17 protein-coding genes and 1 pseudogene are annotated in these 16,680 nt (G+C 45.1%); 11 read left to right on the top strand and 7 right to left on the bottom strand.

The annotated features are described in order from the left end of the window. The first annotated feature begins 179 nt into the window (after window positions 1-179). Window positions 180-1,754 (top strand): DEAD/DEAH box helicase, encoded by a 1,575-nt coding sequence (locus ACHAL6_RS12560; RefSeq protein WP_395271021.1) that lies wholly within the window; start codon window positions 180-182, stop codon window positions 1,752-1,754. 170 nt (window positions 1,755-1,924) lie between these two features. On the opposite strand, the gene ACHAL6_RS12555 is transcribed toward ACHAL6_RS12560, so the two are convergent. Then, complete coding sequence (locus ACHAL6_RS12555) at window positions 1,925-2,584, bottom strand: UDP-N-acetylglucosamine pyrophosphorylase (RefSeq protein ID WP_395271018.1); 660 nt, start codon at window positions 2,582-2,584, stop codon at window positions 1,925-1,927. 89 nt (window positions 2,585-2,673) lie between these two features. Then, window positions 2,674-2,891 (bottom strand): annotated as a pseudogene (locus ACHAL6_RS12550) (terminase TerL endonuclease subunit); the annotation flags it as partial. 473 nt (window positions 2,892-3,364) lie between these two features. On the opposite strand from ACHAL6_RS12550, the gene dhaK reads away from it, so the two are divergent. Both dhaK and dhaL read left to right on the top strand, forming a co-directional pair. Beyond that, window positions 3,365-4,360: a dihydroxyacetone kinase subunit DhaK gene (dhaK, locus tag ACHAL6_RS12545; protein ID WP_207599411.1), complete on the top strand. Its 996-nt coding sequence runs from the start codon at window positions 3,365-3,367 to the stop codon at window positions 4,358-4,360. 23 nt (window positions 4,361-4,383) lie between these two features. Next, window positions 4,384-5,007 (top strand): dihydroxyacetone kinase subunit DhaL, encoded by a 624-nt coding sequence (gene dhaL, locus ACHAL6_RS12540; protein WP_395271017.1) that lies wholly within the window; start codon window positions 4,384-4,386, stop codon window positions 5,005-5,007. 80 nt (window positions 5,008-5,087) lie between these two features. On the opposite strand, the gene ACHAL6_RS12535 is transcribed toward dhaL, so the two are convergent. Next, window positions 5,088-6,011, bottom strand: coding sequence for a DMT family transporter (locus ACHAL6_RS12535; RefSeq protein ID WP_395271016.1), 924 nt, complete (start codon window positions 6,009-6,011; stop codon window positions 5,088-5,090). A 162-nt stretch (window positions 6,012-6,173) separates the two neighbouring features. Between ACHAL6_RS12535 and ACHAL6_RS12530 the strand changes: the two genes are divergently transcribed. After that, on the top strand, window positions 6,174-7,121 hold the full coding sequence (locus tag ACHAL6_RS12530; protein ID WP_395271015.1) for a D-2-hydroxyacid dehydrogenase: 948 nt from the start codon (window positions 6,174-6,176) through the stop codon (window positions 7,119-7,121). A gap of 111 nt (window positions 7,122-7,232) precedes the next feature. Here ACHAL6_RS12530 and ACHAL6_RS12525 read toward each other — a convergent pair whose 3' ends face one another. Then, the gene (locus ACHAL6_RS12525; RefSeq protein WP_395271014.1) at window positions 7,233-7,493 is read right to left on the bottom strand and encodes a hypothetical protein; all 261 of its coding nucleotides are present in this window, start codon (window positions 7,491-7,493) and stop codon (window positions 7,233-7,235) included. A gap of 271 nt (window positions 7,494-7,764) precedes the next feature. Between ACHAL6_RS12525 and ACHAL6_RS12520 the strand changes: the two genes are divergently transcribed. Then, a complete protein-coding gene (locus ACHAL6_RS12520; protein WP_395271013.1) occupies window positions 7,765-8,220 on the top strand; it encodes a MarR family winged helix-turn-helix transcriptional regulator in 456 nt (151 codons plus the stop codon). A 127-nt stretch (window positions 8,221-8,347) separates the two neighbouring features. Then, window positions 8,348-9,334, top strand: coding sequence for a ring-cleaving dioxygenase (locus ACHAL6_RS12515; RefSeq protein ID WP_395271012.1), 987 nt, complete (start codon window positions 8,348-8,350; stop codon window positions 9,332-9,334). A gap of 51 nt (window positions 9,335-9,385) precedes the next feature. On the opposite strand, the gene ACHAL6_RS12510 is transcribed toward ACHAL6_RS12515, so the two are convergent. After that, on the bottom strand, window positions 9,386-9,706 hold the full coding sequence (locus tag ACHAL6_RS12510) for a heavy metal-binding domain-containing protein (protein WP_207599419.1): 321 nt from the start codon (window positions 9,704-9,706) through the stop codon (window positions 9,386-9,388). A 234-nt stretch (window positions 9,707-9,940) separates the two neighbouring features. On the opposite strand from ACHAL6_RS12510, the gene ACHAL6_RS12505 reads away from it, so the two are divergent. Both ACHAL6_RS12505 and ACHAL6_RS12500 read left to right on the top strand, forming a co-directional pair. Next, entirely contained in the window at window positions 9,941-10,834 is an 894-nt protein-coding gene (locus ACHAL6_RS12505) for a tRNA 2-thiocytidine biosynthesis TtcA family protein (RefSeq protein ID WP_395271011.1), read from the top strand. Between the two features lie 74 nt (window positions 10,835-10,908). Continuing rightward, entirely contained in the window at window positions 10,909-11,298 is a 390-nt protein-coding gene (locus ACHAL6_RS12500) for a low molecular weight phosphatase family protein (RefSeq protein WP_395271010.1), read from the top strand. A gap of 74 nt (window positions 11,299-11,372) precedes the next feature. Here the strand turns inward: ACHAL6_RS12500 and ACHAL6_RS12495 are convergent, their stop codons facing one another. Further along, window positions 11,373-11,939, bottom strand: coding sequence for a GNAT family N-acetyltransferase (locus ACHAL6_RS12495; RefSeq protein ID WP_395271009.1), 567 nt, complete (start codon window positions 11,937-11,939; stop codon window positions 11,373-11,375). A gap of 134 nt (window positions 11,940-12,073) precedes the next feature. Next, entirely contained in the window at window positions 12,074-12,910 is an 837-nt protein-coding gene (locus ACHAL6_RS12490; RefSeq protein WP_395271008.1) for an aldo/keto reductase, read from the bottom strand. A 197-nt stretch (window positions 12,911-13,107) separates the two neighbouring features. Here ACHAL6_RS12490 and mgsA point away from each other — a divergent pair, with 197 nt between their 5' ends. The 3 genes from mgsA (at window position 13,108) to ACHAL6_RS12475 (ending at window position 16,589) form a co-directional block, all read left to right on the top strand. Further along, window positions 13,108-13,506 (top strand): methylglyoxal synthase, encoded by a 399-nt coding sequence (gene mgsA, locus ACHAL6_RS12485; protein ID WP_395271007.1) that lies wholly within the window; start codon window positions 13,108-13,110, stop codon window positions 13,504-13,506. Window positions 13,507-13,831: 325 nt separating this feature from the next. Further along, window positions 13,832-14,929, top strand: coding sequence for an NAD/NADP octopine/nopaline dehydrogenase family protein (locus ACHAL6_RS12480; protein WP_395271006.1), 1,098 nt, complete (start codon window positions 13,832-13,834; stop codon window positions 14,927-14,929). A 4-nt stretch (window positions 14,930-14,933) separates the two neighbouring features. After that, window positions 14,934-16,589 (top strand): cobalamin-dependent protein, encoded by a 1,656-nt coding sequence (locus ACHAL6_RS12475; protein ID WP_395271005.1) that lies wholly within the window; start codon window positions 14,934-14,936, stop codon window positions 16,587-16,589. Window positions 16,590-16,680 lie beyond the last annotated feature (91 nt).

The raw sequence follows: 16,680 nt of genomic DNA, 5'->3' as shown, positions 1-16,680 counted from the left end.
AGAATGAAAAGATTTCAGGAAATGTTTGCGCTTTGTCTGCTTTAGTGATATAATACATCAGTGGTTTAGGATAGTACATAATTTATGATAGATGATATTTATCAACACCTTGCAGCACGACTGCGAGGTTTTTTTATGGAGAATTCTCAATCATGAAAAATAGAAAGAAAGAGGTAAATATGGAAGACAAGAGATTTATTGACCTAGGGCTAAGCGAAAGTGTACTTAAAGGTATCGGTGCCATGGGTTATGAAACACCTTCAGATATTCAGGGAGAAGTCATTCCCGTCATACTGGAAGGCAAGGATGTCATTGGACAGGCGCAGACCGGAACAGGTAAAACATTAGCTTTCTCAGCACCTATGCTGAGTATGCTCGAAAAGAAGGGCTCCGTAAGTGCGATCATTTTAGCACCTACAAGAGAACTAGCCATTCAGGTCAGTGAAGAAGTGGAGAGAATCGCGAAGTTTACCGGCGTGAAGCTGTTGGCGGTTTATGGTGGTTCCAGTATTGATACGCAGATCAGAACACTGAGAAGAGGCGTGGATATCGTTGTAGGAACACCAGGTAGAGTCATCGACCTAATGAAGAGAAAAGTGCTGAAGCTTGATGAAGTGGACTTTCTGGTCCTGGATGAAGCGGATGAAATGCTCAACATGGGATTCGTTGAAGATATCGAAACCATCATGGCGGGAACAAGTGCCGATAAGCAGACCATGCTTTTCTCAGCGACCATGCCTGATGAATATAAGAGACTCTCAAAGAAGTACATGAGAGAAGACAGAGTACACATCAAAGTCAAAGACAAGTCCATGACAGTATCCACTGTCAAGCAGGCCTTCTTTGAAGTAAGAGAGCAGTATCGTTTTGAGACCTTATGCAGAATCATGGATTCTGAAGATATGGAATCCGTCCTGGTATTCTGCAGAACCAAGAGAAACGTGGATGATCTGGTCTCCAATCTGGTGGATAAAGGCTACAATGCAGCCGGTATGCACGGAGATATGAGTCAGAATATCCGTATTTCAACCCTTAGAAAATTCAAGGACAGAAAACTGAAGTTCCTGGTGGCAACGGATGTTGCGGCAAGAGGAATCGATATCGACAATCTGTCCCACGTGGTGAACTATGACCTGCCACAGGACATCGAGTCCTATGTGCATAGAATCGGTAGAACCGGACGTGCCCATCGTGAAGGAATCGCCTACTCCCTTGTCAACTCAAGAGAGTTCGGTTTCCTGAAGCAGATCGAAAAAGTAACCAAGAGCAAGATCGAGAAGAGAGAAATTCCTACCCTTGAAGATATCTTCAAGACCAAGAATGAAACCTTCAAGAACAAGATCGTCACTGAGCTTTCCACAAACAACTACAAGAAGTTCTATCCTGTCATCGAAGAGATGAAGGAAACCTTCAATGTGGAAGACGTGGCAGCAGCGCTCATGCAGATGCTTTATAAGGAAGAGCTCAGCTTTGACTATAAAGTGAATATGCTGGAGACGCCTAAGAAGTTCGTAAGACTCTTTGTGACCGTAGGGTCCATGGATAAGCTCACACCAAGAAAGATGATCGACTTCATCGTTTCTGGTACGAATCTGAAGCCAGACAGCATAGGAACCATAGACGTTCTGACCAAGTTCAGCTTTGTGGATGTCGTCGCTGGTACAGAGGATGAGATCGTGAATAAGCTGAACGGAAAGAAGCTTTCCGGAAGAAAAGCGAAGTTCGAAGTGGCTGCGAGAAGAAGAAGAAAGTAGTCCAAAAGGAAAAAGTGATCAATAGAGAAATCAGCAGGATGCGCATTGCGTCCTGCTGATTTTTTCCATTCTAATTCTTAATGAAAGTAGTTCATATTGTATGAAAAAGAAGTATTGCAACACAGTAAAATTTATTGCTGAGTTAAATGTGATATCCTGATTCCTGGGCTCTATCTTCTCTCCACAAGTTCTCCATTGCTTTTCAAAATACTCTTCTCTGGAATATAACCTCTTACAGAACTTAATGGATAAACAATACTATTCTTTCCTATTATTGTCCCGGGGTTCAAAACGGAATTGCATCCCACTTCAGCTAAATCCCCTACAATCGCTCCAAATTTTCTTAACCCAGTTTCAATAGTATCTGCACCATATTTCACCTTTATTAATGTCCCATCAGACTTTAAATTGGATGTTATTGCACCTGCCCCCAAATGGGCTTTATATCCTAATATTGAATCACCAATATAGTTGTAATGGGGAACCTGCACTTTGTTAAAGAGGATTGAATTTTTAATTTCAGTTGAGTTTCCAATTATAATATCATTTCCAATGATAACATTGTCTCTAATGTAAGCAGAGTGTCTAATTTCGCAATTATAACCGATAATTGCTGGACCGTTTATAAGAACACTTTTTTCTATAGTAGTGCCTTTGCCAACCCATACAAATTCTTCTATTCTTTCGAAATCGCTTGGCAGATTTTTTGCGTATTCATAAATGAAATCCTTGATTATGGCAAGAGCTTCCCAAGGATACTTAAGCCCTTCAAATATGGCTCTTGCATCTAATTCATCGATGTTTAATAGTTCGTTTACAGTAACTTTCATTATAATCCTCATCTGACTTATTCGTCACTCATATTTATATGTACTAAACTCTCGTCTGTAAAAACTATTATACCATTGGGAAGATGGCATTAGAAGATTAGCAGACCAACGATCATCATAAACAGAATCACCAGATTCCCTTGCACAGCGGAGTGCTCGGTCAAGAACCATTATTGCAGCCACAGCACATCAATTTTCCTTATGGATTTCTCTTTGAATGCTTTGATGTTTCCAGCAGGTCAGTTCTAATAAAGATATTATCCATCATCCATCGGATCACATGATGACCACTATGAGCAACCTTTTCTGGATGACAAGGACCGATTCGATTTTCTTGGTTTCCATAATCGAAAATTTCTTCGGAAAAAGAAAGGTGGAGAAATATTCTACTTCATGGAACATATTCCCAAAAAGGAAGCCATGAATAAAATGAGGAGCGAATTCAGGGCGTATATCTCTCCTCGGAACAGGCTTCATTGTGATACGCTGGAGTTCGCAGAGGGTCTGAACCGAAAAATCAGTATTCTAATCTATATATTTTATCATGTGAAAGCTAGATGGGCGACAAAAAATAGTGATATAATGACAAATTGTAATATTTATTGATAAGATGTTAAGTATTTTGAATATTAATTAATTATTTACCTAAACTCAATTGACAATGGTTTGTTTTAGTTAGACAATTAATCTGAAAGCTGAATACTGGATTCATGGAAACATGATCTGGTTTTTATTTGCTGACTAGAGTAAAGGTTTACAACAAAATCCAAGGAGGTTAACATGAAAAAAGTTATCAACAATCCAAACAATGTCGTCGACGAACTGCTGATGGGTATGGTTTATGCTCATCCTGACCATGTAAGAAAGCTGGATGGATTTGAGGTTCTTGTCAGAAAGAATTCCCCAGTGGAAAACAAGGTAGCACTTGTAAGCGGTGGTGGTTCAGGACATGAGCCATCTCATGGAGGATTTGTAGGAAAGGGTATGCTGGACGGCGCTGTAGCAGGTGCTGTATTCACATCACCAACACCAGACCAGGTTTTTGAAGCCATCAAGGCTACAGCAGGACCAAAGGGTGCGCTTCTTATCGTGAAGAACTATACCGGAGACATCATGAACTTTGAAATGGCCAAGGAAATGGCTGAAGCAGAAGATCTCAAGGTGGATTACGTGGTAGTCAATGACGACGTGGCTGTGGAAAACTCCACATGGACCACTGGTAGAAGAGGTATCGCTGGTACCGTTCTAGTCCATAAGATCACAGGAGCCAAAGCAGAAACAGGAGCAGAGCTTGACGAAGTCAAGAGAGTTGCGGAAAAGGTCATCGCAAATGTAAGGTCCATGGGGCTGGCACTGACACCTTGTATCGTACCTGCTGCCGGAGAACCAAACTTCACACTGGCAGAAAATGAGATCGAAGTGGGTATGGGTATCCATGGAGAACCAGGTACACACAGAGAAACACTGAAACCTGCAGATGAACTGGTTGACCATCTGGTAGGAAAGATCCTGGCAGACATCGACTACAGCGGCAGTGAAGTGGTTGTTATGGTGAACGGACTTGCGTCCACACCACTTATGGAACTCTATATCGCAAACAAGAGAGTCCATGAAATCCTGAAGGAAAAAGGAATCAAGGTATACAAATCCATGGTCGGAGAATATATGACATCTCTTGAAATGGCTGGTTTCTCCGTTACACTTCTGAAACTGGATGATGAACTGAAAGAGCTCTTTGATGCTCCAGCAGATACACCAGCACTGAAATCACTATAGCAGCATAGAAGGAGGACAAGCATATGGCTGATGCACAAAAGGTTAAAGAGGTGATCCTGGCCATCAGTGAGATCATCGAGGAGAAAAAACTGTTTCTGACACAACTGGATGCCGCCATCGGTGATGGTGACCATGGCCTCAACATGGCCAAAGGTTTCGGTGCCGCAAAGGAAAAACTGGAAAGCACCAATCCTGAAACCCCTTCAGATATACTGAAGGCTGTGGGCATGGCTCTGATATCCAAAGTGGGCGGAGCAGCAGGTCCTTTATACGGAACCGCATTCTTGAATGCGTCGAAATCCGTGGCAGGAAAGACGGAACTGGATCTTAACGACTATCAGGTGATGCTGGAAGCAGCACTGGATGGAGTCAAGAGCAGAGGAAAAGCAACAGTGGGAGAAAAAACCATGGTGGATGCCATCGAGCCGGCACTGGAAGCGCTGAAGAAAGCCATTGCAGAAGGATCCTCCACAAGAGAAGCTATGGATAAATCCGTAGCCGCAGCGGAAGAGGGAGTGAACTACACCAAGACCATCATTGCAAAGAAGGGTAGAGCTTCCTATCTAGGCGAAAGAAGTATCGGTCACATCGATCCGGGTGCCATGTCATCCTTTGTGATCCTCAAAACCATAGCGGAAAAATTCTAGACCTTACCTTAAGACATAGAGAAAAGAGCTGAAACGGAGTGTTTCAGCTCTTTTCCACGTCCAGTGCTTTCTGGAATCCATCATGCTTTCTGCCTGTTTGCCCTCTTGTCCGCTGCAAAATAATTGGTTCCGATGACGCCGATGATGATGAGCAGTGCTCCGATGACCTGGTAATAGCGAAGATGCTCATGAAGGAGAAGGACCCCTGCGAAGATGGAAATCACAGTCCCGAGGTGATTGAAGATGCTCATTCTGGAGGCTTCCAGCCTGGACAGGGCAAAGTTCGACAGTAGAGAAGTGCCTAAGGTGGAAAGTACACCGAGAAAGAGAACCCCTAGAAGAAAAGAGGGTGTCAGGAGCGGCGTGAAGTAGCCTTTCACAGTACCTTCCCTGAGATGGAGCCCCAGATTGATCAGATTGAAGACGATGAACCCAGTGGTGATGGCCACAGACGTGAGCTTCATGAAGCTGTGGTTTTTCACAAGCTTTCGGATGAGGACCAGATTCATAGCGGAAGAAAGGCTTGAAAGTAGAAGGAGAAGATACCCTGTCAGGCTCTCCACCGAAACCTCAGCTCCTTTCATGAGAGAGATATAGACCACCCCCGAGAGAGAGACCAGCATGAAGATCTTCTGCTTTCTTTTCGTCTTCTCCTTTAGAATCAGCGTGGCCAGAATCATGGTGAGCAGCGGCGTCGTTGCCTGAATGATGCCTGCTTCAGAGGAGAACACTTTCTGGAGGCCTAGAAGCTGAAGAGAGAAAAAGAGCAGCGGATAAAACAGGGAGAGAGGCAGGATGGCGAAGAACTCCTTCTTCGTCATCCTGAACTTCATGAAGCCAAGCATCTTCAGCGCAAGAAGTGCAAGAAAAGCGAAGGTGAATCTGTGCGCAAGGATGACCCAGGGAGATGCGGTATCGAGGCTGATCTTATTCGTAAAAAAAGAGAAGCCGATGATGATGGACATGGACAGAGCGGCAAGATAAGCAGCTGATTTCTTCTCCATGGGTTTCCTCCTTGTAATTTGACTTATAGTAATTATATCATTAACCTATGACATTTGTTAACATTATGAAGAATCGGAGAATCTTCCCGATCCCTTCAGGGCTTCCACGTCCAAGTATGTTAAAATAGTACAAAAGAAATGAAAGAGACAGAGGTGAAGCATATGATCATGAACTGTATGCCCGACTACATCATGAAAAAGGATGAGGCGGATAAGCTGAGAACATTAACAGGCAAAGACATTCTGGATGTGGAGAACTTCCGCGACCATGTGGATAGATTAGATGAAGTGGAAGCCATCATACCGCCCTGGAGATTCAAGGCGGAGGACTTGGCACTGTTTAAGAATCTCAAGTGGATTCAGACCTTCAGTGCAGGGGTGAACACGCTTCCTCTTAAGGATATAAAAGAGAGAGGGATTCTCCTTACAAATTCCAGTGGCGTCCATGGACCCCAGATGACAGACCATATCATGGGGATGGTTCTTTCCTTTGCGAGAGCTCTTCTGCCCAGCATCAGACATCAGAAGGAGAAGAACTGGAAGGTGGATTATCCTCTGACGGAGCTGAACGGAAAAGAGATGCTCATCGTCGGTGCGGGGAGCATAGGGCAGCTTCTGGCTAAGAAAGCCAAGGCTTTCGATATGAGGGTCATCGGCCTGAAAAGAACCGTGGAGGAGCTTCCGCATTTTGATGAGGTGCGAGAACTGGAGAAGCTTGCCGAGTCCATGAAGACAGCGGATTATGTGGTGATTCTGGCACCCCTGACCAAAGAGACAAGAGGACTCATTGGCAAAGAGGAGCTTTCGCTCATGAAGGAAGATGCGGTGCTCATAAACCTGGCCCGTGGACCCCTTGTGGATGAGCAGGAGCTCATCAGAGTGCTGAGGGATAAGAAGATCCGCGGAGCGGGTCTGGATGTGTTCTCCCGGGAGCCTCTTCCAGAAGAGAGTCCCTTATGGGATCTGGACAACATCATTCTGACACCTCATCTGGGGGGATTCAGTGATGTCTCCAATGAACGATCCATCGAGCTCATCGCAGAAAACATCAGAAGATTCTATGCCGGTGAAAAGCTGAAGAATATTGTAGATCTGGAGCTGGGATACTAGAAGAGGACAGAAGACCTGGTGTTTGAGAAAGCTGAATAGAAATCAGGTGCAAATGAAAAACGGCCATGGGTTAAAAAGCTCATGGCCATTTCAGCGCTCAGTGCATAAGAATTACTCCGGAATTTTCGATTTTGTGAATCGGTAGAAGAGACCCAGAAGAAAGAGGGCCAGGACACTGCCCAAGGCGATGAATATCCACATGAGGCGTTCATTTTCTCTCTGCACATAGGACTCAAAGAAAAAGACGCCCATGACTCCGATGATCACTCCGAGAATGCAGTACCGCAGCACTTTTGAGAACTTCTTTGACTTTACAATCTCTGCGGTGCCTTCAAACAGTATATCCATGACAATTTCCATGAACAGTTCCATATCCGATCTCCTATCCTCAAAAAATTTCGAATTCCTATAACATAACATAACATGTATACAGAATCGTTTCTATATCTTCAGTATACAGGATAATTCAATGTTCTGATCTTAAATCCTTCTGAACAGCAAGTGTTTTTATGGGCTCTTCTCCTAAATGTTCACTCCTGTCGAGGATGCTGAAATAGATTTTATACAACTAAGGTTGACAAAAAATAACAGCTGCGGTATAATTATCTCGAATTAGAAATAATATTTTTTAAGGATGATGCAGATGAATGAAGAAGAGAGAAACCAGCTGGATGAGGCGCTGTCTCTGAAACTCTTTGTGGTACTCACAAGGGCTTTGGACTCGGTAAGAAAAAGCATTGAGAAGGAAATCCGGAGCTATGGACTGAATCCCACGGAATTTGCAGTCCTTGAGCTTCTTTACAATAAGGGAGAGCAGACCGTGCAGAAGATCGGGGAGAAGGTGCTCATTGCCAGCAGCAGCATCACCTATGTGGTGGATAAGCTGGAGAAGAAGAACCTGATTCTGAGAACCCCCAATCCGGAGGATCGAAGAATCACGCAGGTTTCCATCACAGAAAAAGGAAAAGCCCTGATGGATGACATCTTTCCGGGGCATGCCAAAGCAGTGCAGCGTATTCTGGAAGGTTTAACCATGGAAGAGAAAGAAGAAATGATCTCCCAGCTCAAAAAACTGGGGATCTACGCAAAGAACAGGTAAAATTTTTTAAGACAATATCTCGAATCAGGGATATCCTGATTCGCATAGTAGTATAACTGTACATAGTACAGAGAAAATTTGAAAGAGACATGAAGCAGGAAGCTTCATGCGCAGGAGGTAAACAATAATGAATGAATTAAAAGGAATACACCACGTAACCGCCATCACAAGCAGCGCAGAAAAGAACTATGAATTCTTCACCTATGTACTGGGATTAAGACTGGTGAAGAAAACAGTAAACCAGGACGATATCCAGACCTATCATCTGTTCTTTGCAGATGATGTGGGCGGACCAGGAACAGATATGACCTTCTTCGATTTCCCAGGGATTCCAAAGGGAACCCATGGAACAGATGAGATCGCCAAGACATCCTTCCGTGTACCTTCAGATGAAGCCCTGGAATACTGGGTCAAGAGATTCGACAGGCTGAAGGTGAAGCATGAAGGCATCCGTGAGATGTTCGGAAAGAAAGTCCTTTCCTTTGTGGACTTTGATGATCAGAGATATCAGATGATCTCCGATGAAAAAAATACGGGCGTGGCATCGGGCATTCCATGGCAGAAGGGACCCATTCCGCTGGAATATGCCGTCACAGGACTGGGACCCATCGGCATCCGAATACCGGAGCTTGCACCCTTCAAGGAAATACTGGAGAAGGTCTATCTCATGAGAGAGACCGCATCAGAAGGAGATTACCATCTCTTCGAGATGGGAGAAGGCGGCAATGGTGGATCTGTCATCGTGGAAGAGAACAAGGATATGCCGGCAGGAAGACAGGGCTATGGCACCGTTCATCATGTGGCTTTCCGAGTGGAAGACAAGAAGGAACTGAATGCATGGATCGAGCGATATGCATCCTTCGGACTCAGGAACTCAGGCTTTGTGGAAAGATACTATTTCGCATCCCTTTATGCCAAGGTGTCCCGTGGCGTGCTCTTTGAGCTGGCGACAGATGGACCTGGATTCATGGAGGATGAGCCTTATGAGACCCTGGGAGAGAAGCTGTCCCTTCCACCTTTCTATGAGGACCAGAGAGAAGAGATCGAAAAACTGGTGAGACCCATTGATACGGTCAGAAGCACCAGGGTCTTTGAAAAAGAATACGAAGACTAGAAAAAAGGAGAGGAACCCTTAGATGGATTCCTCTCCTTTACAATGTCTTTCCTATTCCACGACCACAGCGGTTCCCGCTGCGGTGACCATGAGCATGCCGTTATTCTGTCCCAGTGTCTCATAGTCGATTTTCACACCGATGACGGCGTTGGCGCCTAAGCTGTAGGCTCTTTCTTCCAGTTCTCTTAAAGCGTTGATTCTCGCTTCAATCATTTCGCTTTCATAGGTCTTGCTTCTTCCGCCGAAGAAATCGGAGATGCCTGCGGTGAAGTCCTTGATGAAGTTGATTCCCGTGATGACTTCTCCAAAAACAATTCCTTTATAGGCAATGACTCTTTTACCTTCCACTGCATTGGTTGTTGTAATGACCATAATCAAATCCCTCCTACTTTACTATCTGCTTTCATTATAAGACAACTTGTTTTCTTTTTATCATTTTTAATTGAAATTTAACCCGGAATCCGAAAATGATTTTCGCGACTCCTCATGAGTTTCAATGTTTTTTGCGCGGAAGGTGTATCCCATAACTTTTTTATGATATAATCTATCATTGTAAATCAAATCATTGAAAACAGTTATCAGTAAAATAAAGAGGTGTATAGATAGATGAGTATTGCAGGAGAAGGGTGTGAAATCCTCGTTCCGTTCAGTGAACGAAAAACACTACAGGAAATAGAAAGAAGCCTGACCACCACCTACAAGAAAAATGTGTGGGGGAAGTTCATAAAAGCCATCAACGATTATCAGCTCATACAGGAAGGGGACAAGATCGCCGTGGCCATCTCCGGAGGAAAGGACAGCCTGATTCTGGCGAAACTTTTCCAGGAGCTGAAAAAGCATAAGAAAGTGGATTTCGAAGTGGAGTTCATCGCCATGGACCCGGGGTATCATAAGGAGATTCGAAAGCTTCTGGAAGAGAACTGCGCATATCTTGATATTCCGGTGAAGATCTATGATTCAGGCATCTTCAATGTCATCGACAAGATCGCCAAGGATTATCCTTGCTATATGTGTGCAAGAATGAGAAGAGGTTCCCTCTACGAATTCGCGCAGAGCCTTGGATGCAACAAGCTTGCTCTGGGACATCACTTCAACGATGTCATCGAGACCGTCATGCTGAACGTCATCTACGGCGGAACCTTCAAGTCCATGCTTCCGAAACTGAAGGCCCAGAACTTCGAAAATATGGAAATCATCAGACCCCTCTACCTGGTGGAAGAGGACAACATCAAGAACTGGATCCAGAATTCCGGCATCTGGCCTATGAACTGTGCCTGCATGGTGGCAGCCAAGAAGATCGGAAACAAGAGATACGAAATCCGTGAAATGATCAAAAATCTCAAAGCTCAGAACAAGGATGTGGATAAATGCATCTTCCGTTCCCAGGAGAACATCCAGATGGATTCCGTAGTAGGCTGGAGAGACAAGAACGGCGAAAAGCATACGTATCTTGAGTTCTATGACGATGAGGACATGATATTTGACACCGATGAGCTGTAGTCTATGGAGATGACGCCTCATTTGTGGTAAAATCTAACAAAATGATAAATCAGATTCTGAAGGAGAGAAGCAATATGAAAATGGCTTATGTATGTAATGGAAGCAGCACCAGAGCGCAGCTTGCGGCATCCATTGCAAGAGAATTTTTCAAGGATGCGGAGATTGTGGCCGTAGGAAGTATTGAAGGTGAAGAGGCGGATGAGACTGCCATGAAGATCCTGGAAGAAGATGGAATCAGTACAGAAGGACTGAAACTGACCAATCTTTTCGAAATGGACTTCGATATGAACTATGCCATCGTTGTGGGATGCGACGAAGGAGGTTGTCCTCTGGTGTTTGCAGATAAAGTCATCGAGTGGGACTTCATCGAAAATCCAAAAAGTCAGGATGAAGCGGCTTACAGAAAAGCCAAAGATCAGCTCAAGGAAGAAATCAAGAAATTTTATATGGAAAACTTCGCATAAGAAAGAAGGTGCAGCTCTATTTAAGAGTTGCACCTTCTATTTAATTACCAGAAATCACGGTGTATACAGACGGATTAATCCTTCAAGGCTATTTCCCTGTTTAAGCCGTCTTCATACGCTTCTTTCAGGAGCCCGTAATAGACCAGGTCATGAAACTCACCCAGTCTTGCCACATGCTGCCTGAGCGTTCCTTCGTATTTCAGTCCCGCTTTCTCCATGACCCTCCAGGAACCCGGATTACTGATGAAGGAGGCGGCATAGATCTTATGGAGATGAAGCACTTGAAAGCCATAGGCTATGAGTGCTTCAACAGCTTCTGTGCCATACCCTTTTCTCCAGTAGTCCTTGCCGATCCAGTAGGCCAGTTCACCTCTGCTATGGGGCGCAGAAAGGTTCAGGTTGATAAGACCGATGAAAAGCTGTGACTCTTTTTCCACGATGGCAAAGGCCGCGATGCTTTTCTTCTCTTCCGCACGATGGCGGCTCTCGATGAAGTCACTGGCGGAACCTTCCGGATAGGGATGAGGGATGTTCAGGGTTGTTTTCGCCACGTCATAGTCTCCAGCCAGTTTCTCGATTCTCACGGCATCAGAGGCAATGAGTTTCCTTAATAGCAATCTCTTTGTTTCGATTTGATCCATACACCTTCTCCTCGCGATGTGATTTTACTTCTTTCTCGTGAAGACAGCCCTGCTGCTCCTCTTCATCCTTTCATATGCACTGGGATAAGGGGCTCTGCGGCAGGGCTGTAATTTCAAGATTGATTCTTTAAGTTTTACACGAACCCGTTCATCATGGTGTCAGGGTCGGCGCTTAATCTCTTGTTCTGATTGTGCGCGTTGATCTTCTCCATGTCTTCCTCAGAAAGCTCGAAATCAAAGATGTCGATGTTCTCTCTGATTCTCGATGGTGTAACGGACTTTGGAATGGCCAGAACATCATTCTGGAAATGCCATCTCAGAATGATCTGAGCTGGAGACTTTCCGTATTTTTCACCCAGTTCCACAAAGACCGGTGCGTCAAGATCTTCTTTTCCCTGCATCAGTGGTCCCCAGGCTTCCACCTGAATGCCCTTTTCCTTACAGTAGTCTCTGATCTTTTTCTGGTTCATCAGCGGATGAAGTTCGATCTGATTCATCACAGGAACCACTTCGGTCTCCGCCATGAGCTTCTCCAGATGATGAATGTGGAAGTTGCATACACCGATGGCTCTTACACGTTTGTCCTTGTAGAGCTTTTCCAGTGCTTTATAGGATTCCACATACTTGTCCTTGCCAGGCCAGTGCACAAGATAAAGATCCACATAATCCGTATCCAGTTTTCGAAGACTGGTCTCGAATGCCGTGAAGGCATTGTTGTATCCTTGGTCCGTGTTCCAGAGCTTGGTGGTCAGAAAGATTTCCTCTCTGGGGATGCCGCTGTCTTTGATGGCCTTTCCTACACCTTCCTCATTTCCGTAGATGGCTGCGGTATCGATGAGCCTGTATCCCGCTTTCAGTGCTTCCAGCACTGCTGCATAGACTTCATCCCCGTCTTTAACTTTAAATACACCAAAGCCTGCGCTTGGGATTTCCACTCCATTGTTCAGTTTCCATATTGGCACATTTGTCATACCAGATCCTCCTTGCTTAGTAAAAATACTCATATATCCATTATAAACCAAATCTTTCTCAGTTCGTGAAGGAAGTGTTAATTCTCTATGGACTTTGAGTCAATGCAACCTTAGCATGCTATGTTCTATGCGGTTCTATGATATAATCGGAGTGAAGAAATGAATGAAAATCTGTCACAAGAAACGGAGGAAATGAAATGAACGGAGCAATGATTGCCCATGACAATATGAAGGATGATCTTGTATTATTTGCGAAGAAGCACAAGAAGATTCTGGAGAAATTCGATCTCTATGCAACAGGAACCACGGGGAAAAGGCTTATAGAGGATACCGGGCTTGCGATTCACAGACTGCAGTCGGGTCCCATCGGTGGTGACCAGCAGATCGGCGCACTCATTGCAGAAGGAAAGATCATGTTCGTGATCTTCTTCAGAGACCCGCTCACCGCGCAGCCCCACGAGCCGGATGTGCAGGCACTTTTAAGGCTCTGCGATGTGCATAAGATCCCCATCGCCACCAACATCACTTCAGCAGAGATCATTATCCACTATCTGCACAGACTCATGGGAAATGAGGACTATAAGTCAGTGTACTAAAAATTACAGCCCTGTTGTTCTTCCTGAGCCTGAGAACCTCTATAGATGAAAAGCTGGGGAATAATGGTGAGAAAGCACTCTTCTACCCCCAGATTGGAGGGTAAGAGTGCTTTTTCTGTCTTTTCCTGTAAATTATTTAAGCAGAAATATAATATTCTGTAAACTGAGTAAATATTAAGGAAGTATAAAGGTTTTATCAAGTATAATAAAAATACATCGATTTCATTTTGGATTTATCAAAATCATCTGGCAGATGGAAGCACAGAGTCAGAAAAGTGCTGGAATGAAGTGAATCAGAAATGGACGGAGAAGGAGGTACGGAAAAATGAGAGTAGCAATCATCGGAGCAGGAAATTCAGGGCTTGCCATGGCAGCCCATATGAGCTTTACGGAAAACAAGGTCTACCTGTGGAATAGAAGCGAAGACAATATCTCGGATCTCATGAGGACAATGAAAGTGGAAACCACAGGTGTTCTTGTGGGTGAATTCCAGCTGGAACTTGTCACAACGGAGATAGAAGAAGTTCTGTCCTGTGCAAAGGTTGTACTGGTGACAACGCCTGCCACATCCCATCAGGGACTTGCAAGGATTATGGCACCCTACCTTACGGATGAACATATCGTGATTCTCAATCCGGGAAGAACCTTCGGTGCGGTGGATTTCAAGGATGAACTCTTCAAATCCGGAAACTTCAACAATGTGCAGATTCTGGAAACCCAGACCATCATCTATACCTGCAGAAAGCTGTCTCAGACCAGTGTCAACATCATCGCGCTGAAAAGAGATATTCTGATCTCCAGTTTCAGCGGAGTGGACCTGGATGAGGTGCTGAGAAGGATTCCGGATGAACTGAATAAATTCTATAAAAAGGCGGAAAGCATGGTGGAGACCTCCATCGGTAATGTGGGCATGATTCTTCACTGTGCACCGATGCTTCTGAATACAGGCTGGGTGGAATCAGAGCAGCAGTTCAAGTACTACAGGGAAGGCATCAGCAGAACCATCGCCTCCTTCATCGAAAAAGTCGACAAAGAGAGGCAGGAAGTGGCAAAGCTTCTGAATCACCCTGTCATATCGGCCAAGGAGTGGATGAGACATTCCTACAACATCGATTGTGAAACGCTGTATGACTGTATCCAGAACAATCCCTCCTATGAAGAGATCTTTGCACCGCAGAGCCTTGCCTATCGATACATCTATGAGGACATTCCATATGGGCTGGTTCCTCTGGAGAGCATGGGAAAAGATCTGGGACTACCCATGACCCATACGGAGATGGTCATCAATCTGGCCAATGCACTGCTTTCGAAGGACTTCCGTGAAATGGGAAGAACTGCAGGGAAACTGCATTTTGATTACAAGCAGCTGATGAAGGGTGTAACCATAGATGAACTGGAAGCGGAAAACATAAAAAGGAGCTGATTTTTTGAACAAGAAGATGATTGTGGCATCCATAGGAAACTGTGTGCATGCCGCGGGAATATACAATTTCAGTGTACTGGCAAGAAAAGAAGGATACGACGTGGAGTACATGGGTTCGGCGGTCCCCCTGAAAGAGCTGGTAGGCGGAATCATCGAATACGAACCTCATGTGGTGGCTTTAAGCTACAGACTTTCGGAAGAAGGTGCATTCTATCTTCTGAAGGAGCTGGAAGGCATCATCAAGGAACAGGGATTCGAAGACATCGTATTCATCTTCGGCGGCACAGTGGAAACCGCGAAAGCGGCCAGGAAATTCGACTATATCAGCAGGGTTTTTGATGGCAGTGAGGAGCAGTCCGAAAGCATCATCTACCTGAGAAATATTGAAAAAGGCATCGTGGAGGAAGTGATGCCTCCCCAGAGCCTAAGAGAGAGAATCGAGTGGAAGAAGCCTTTTCCCATCATCCGTCACCACATCGGTCTTGAGACCATCGAGGCCACCTATGAAGACATCAAGGTCCTTGCCGAAAGCAAGCTGCTGGATGTGATTTCACTGGCACCGGATCAGAACTGTCAGGAATTCTATTTCCATCAGGAGGAGATGCCGAAGGGGGAAGATGGTGCAGGGGGTGTGCCCATAAGAAATGAAGAACACCTGAGGATGATGTATGAAGCCACCCGTCGTGGAAATTACCCTATGATGAGATGCTACTCAGGCACAAGGGATATGTACCCGTTTTCGAAGATTCTGAAAGAGACCCTAAACAATGCCTGGGCAGCCATACCCCTTACGTGGTACAGCCAGCTGGACAGAAGAAGCGACAGAGAGCTTCTCTCAGCCATCAAGGAAAACATGGAATCCATCGCCTATAATGCGGAGATGGGGGTGCCTGTGGAGATGAATGAATCTCACCAGTGGGCACTGAGATACTGCTCCGACGTCATTGAAGTGGCCATCAGCTACATCACGGCCAAGGTGGCAAAACATCTTGGCGTGAAGGATATGGTCATGCAGTACATGCTGGCCAACCCGCCATCCATATCACCCATGATGGACCTGGCGAAGATGCAGGCGAAGATCGATCTCATGGGCGAACTGGAAGATGAGCACTTCAAGATCATCCGCATGGTGAGAACAGGCCTTCTGGCCTATCCCGCAGACATGGACAAGGCCAAGGGACTCATCGCATCCACCATGTTCTACGGATCCTTCCTGAAACCGGATATCGTTCATGTGGTGTCCTATTCGGAAGCGGTGAAGAGAGCCACCAGCAAGGAAATCCTGGAGAGCGTCAGGATTGTCAATAAGTCCATGGAAATCGCGGAAAGAGGACTTCTGGAGAACCTTCATGAAGATCCGAAGTTCAAGGACAGACTGGAGTATCTGAAATCCGAAGTGAGATACCTTCTACGGGAAATCAGTAAAATCAAGGACGTGGAAGATCCTCTGGTGGACCCTGAAGTCATCTATCTGGCCATCAAGGAAGGACTCCTGGATGCACCGGGCCTGAAGGGTTTCAGTGTGGCACAGGGGAATTTCAGAACGGAAATCCATGAAGGGTATCATGTGACCATGGATGAGGATGGCACGATACTGGATGAAGAAACCCGCATAGAGAGAGTGCGTGAACTCAACCGGAAGAAACAGGGTACACTTTAGAAATATCCTGGAATACCCATAAAGGGGACAGAAATAAGCAGCAGAAAAGATCCTTCCGTCCTACTGCAGGATGGAAGGATCTTTATGTAAG

This window comes from Proteiniclasticum sp. C24MP (genome assembly GCF_043951855.1).
Lineage (GTDB): Bacteria > Bacillota > Clostridia > Clostridiales > Clostridiaceae > Proteiniclasticum.
The sequence above is the reverse complement of the archived record's forward strand: the minus strand, read 5'-3'. Positions and strand labels throughout refer to the sequence as shown.

Coding starts and splice junctions, on each gene's coding strand:
- ACHAL6_RS12560 (WP_395271021.1), top strand. CDS start 180: ATGGAAGACAAGAGATTTATTGACCTAGGGCTAAGCGAAAGTGTACTT.
- ACHAL6_RS12555 (WP_395271018.1), bottom strand. CDS start 2,584: ATGAAAGTTACTGTAAACGAACTATTAAACATCGATGAATTAGATGCA.
- dhaK (WP_207599411.1), top strand. CDS start 3,365: ATGAAAAAAGTTATCAACAATCCAAACAATGTCGTCGACGAACTGCTG.
- dhaL (WP_395271017.1), top strand. CDS start 4,384: ATGGCTGATGCACAAAAGGTTAAAGAGGTGATCCTGGCCATCAGTGAG.
- ACHAL6_RS12535 (WP_395271016.1), bottom strand. CDS start 6,011: ATGGAGAAGAAATCAGCTGCTTATCTTGCCGCTCTGTCCATGTCCATC.
- ACHAL6_RS12530 (WP_395271015.1), top strand. CDS start 6,174: ATGATCATGAACTGTATGCCCGACTACATCATGAAAAAGGATGAGGCG.
- ACHAL6_RS12525 (WP_395271014.1), bottom strand. CDS start 7,493: ATGGAACTGTTCATGGAAATTGTCATGGATATACTGTTTGAAGGCACC.
- ACHAL6_RS12520 (WP_395271013.1), top strand. CDS start 7,765: ATGAATGAAGAAGAGAGAAACCAGCTGGATGAGGCGCTGTCTCTGAAA.
- ACHAL6_RS12515 (WP_395271012.1), top strand. CDS start 8,348: ATGAATGAATTAAAAGGAATACACCACGTAACCGCCATCACAAGCAGC.
- ACHAL6_RS12510 (WP_207599419.1), bottom strand. CDS start 9,706: ATGGTCATTACAACAACCAATGCAGTGGAAGGTAAAAGAGTCATTGCC.
- ACHAL6_RS12505 (WP_395271011.1), top strand. CDS start 9,941: ATGAGTATTGCAGGAGAAGGGTGTGAAATCCTCGTTCCGTTCAGTGAA.
- ACHAL6_RS12500 (WP_395271010.1), top strand. CDS start 10,909: ATGAAAATGGCTTATGTATGTAATGGAAGCAGCACCAGAGCGCAGCTT.
- ACHAL6_RS12495 (WP_395271009.1), bottom strand. CDS start 11,939: ATGGATCAAATCGAAACAAAGAGATTGCTATTAAGGAAACTCATTGCC.
- ACHAL6_RS12490 (WP_395271008.1), bottom strand. CDS start 12,910: ATGACAAATGTGCCAATATGGAAACTGAACAATGGAGTGGAAATCCCA.
- mgsA (WP_395271007.1), top strand. CDS start 13,108: ATGAACGGAGCAATGATTGCCCATGACAATATGAAGGATGATCTTGTA.
- ACHAL6_RS12480 (WP_395271006.1), top strand. CDS start 13,832: ATGAGAGTAGCAATCATCGGAGCAGGAAATTCAGGGCTTGCCATGGCA.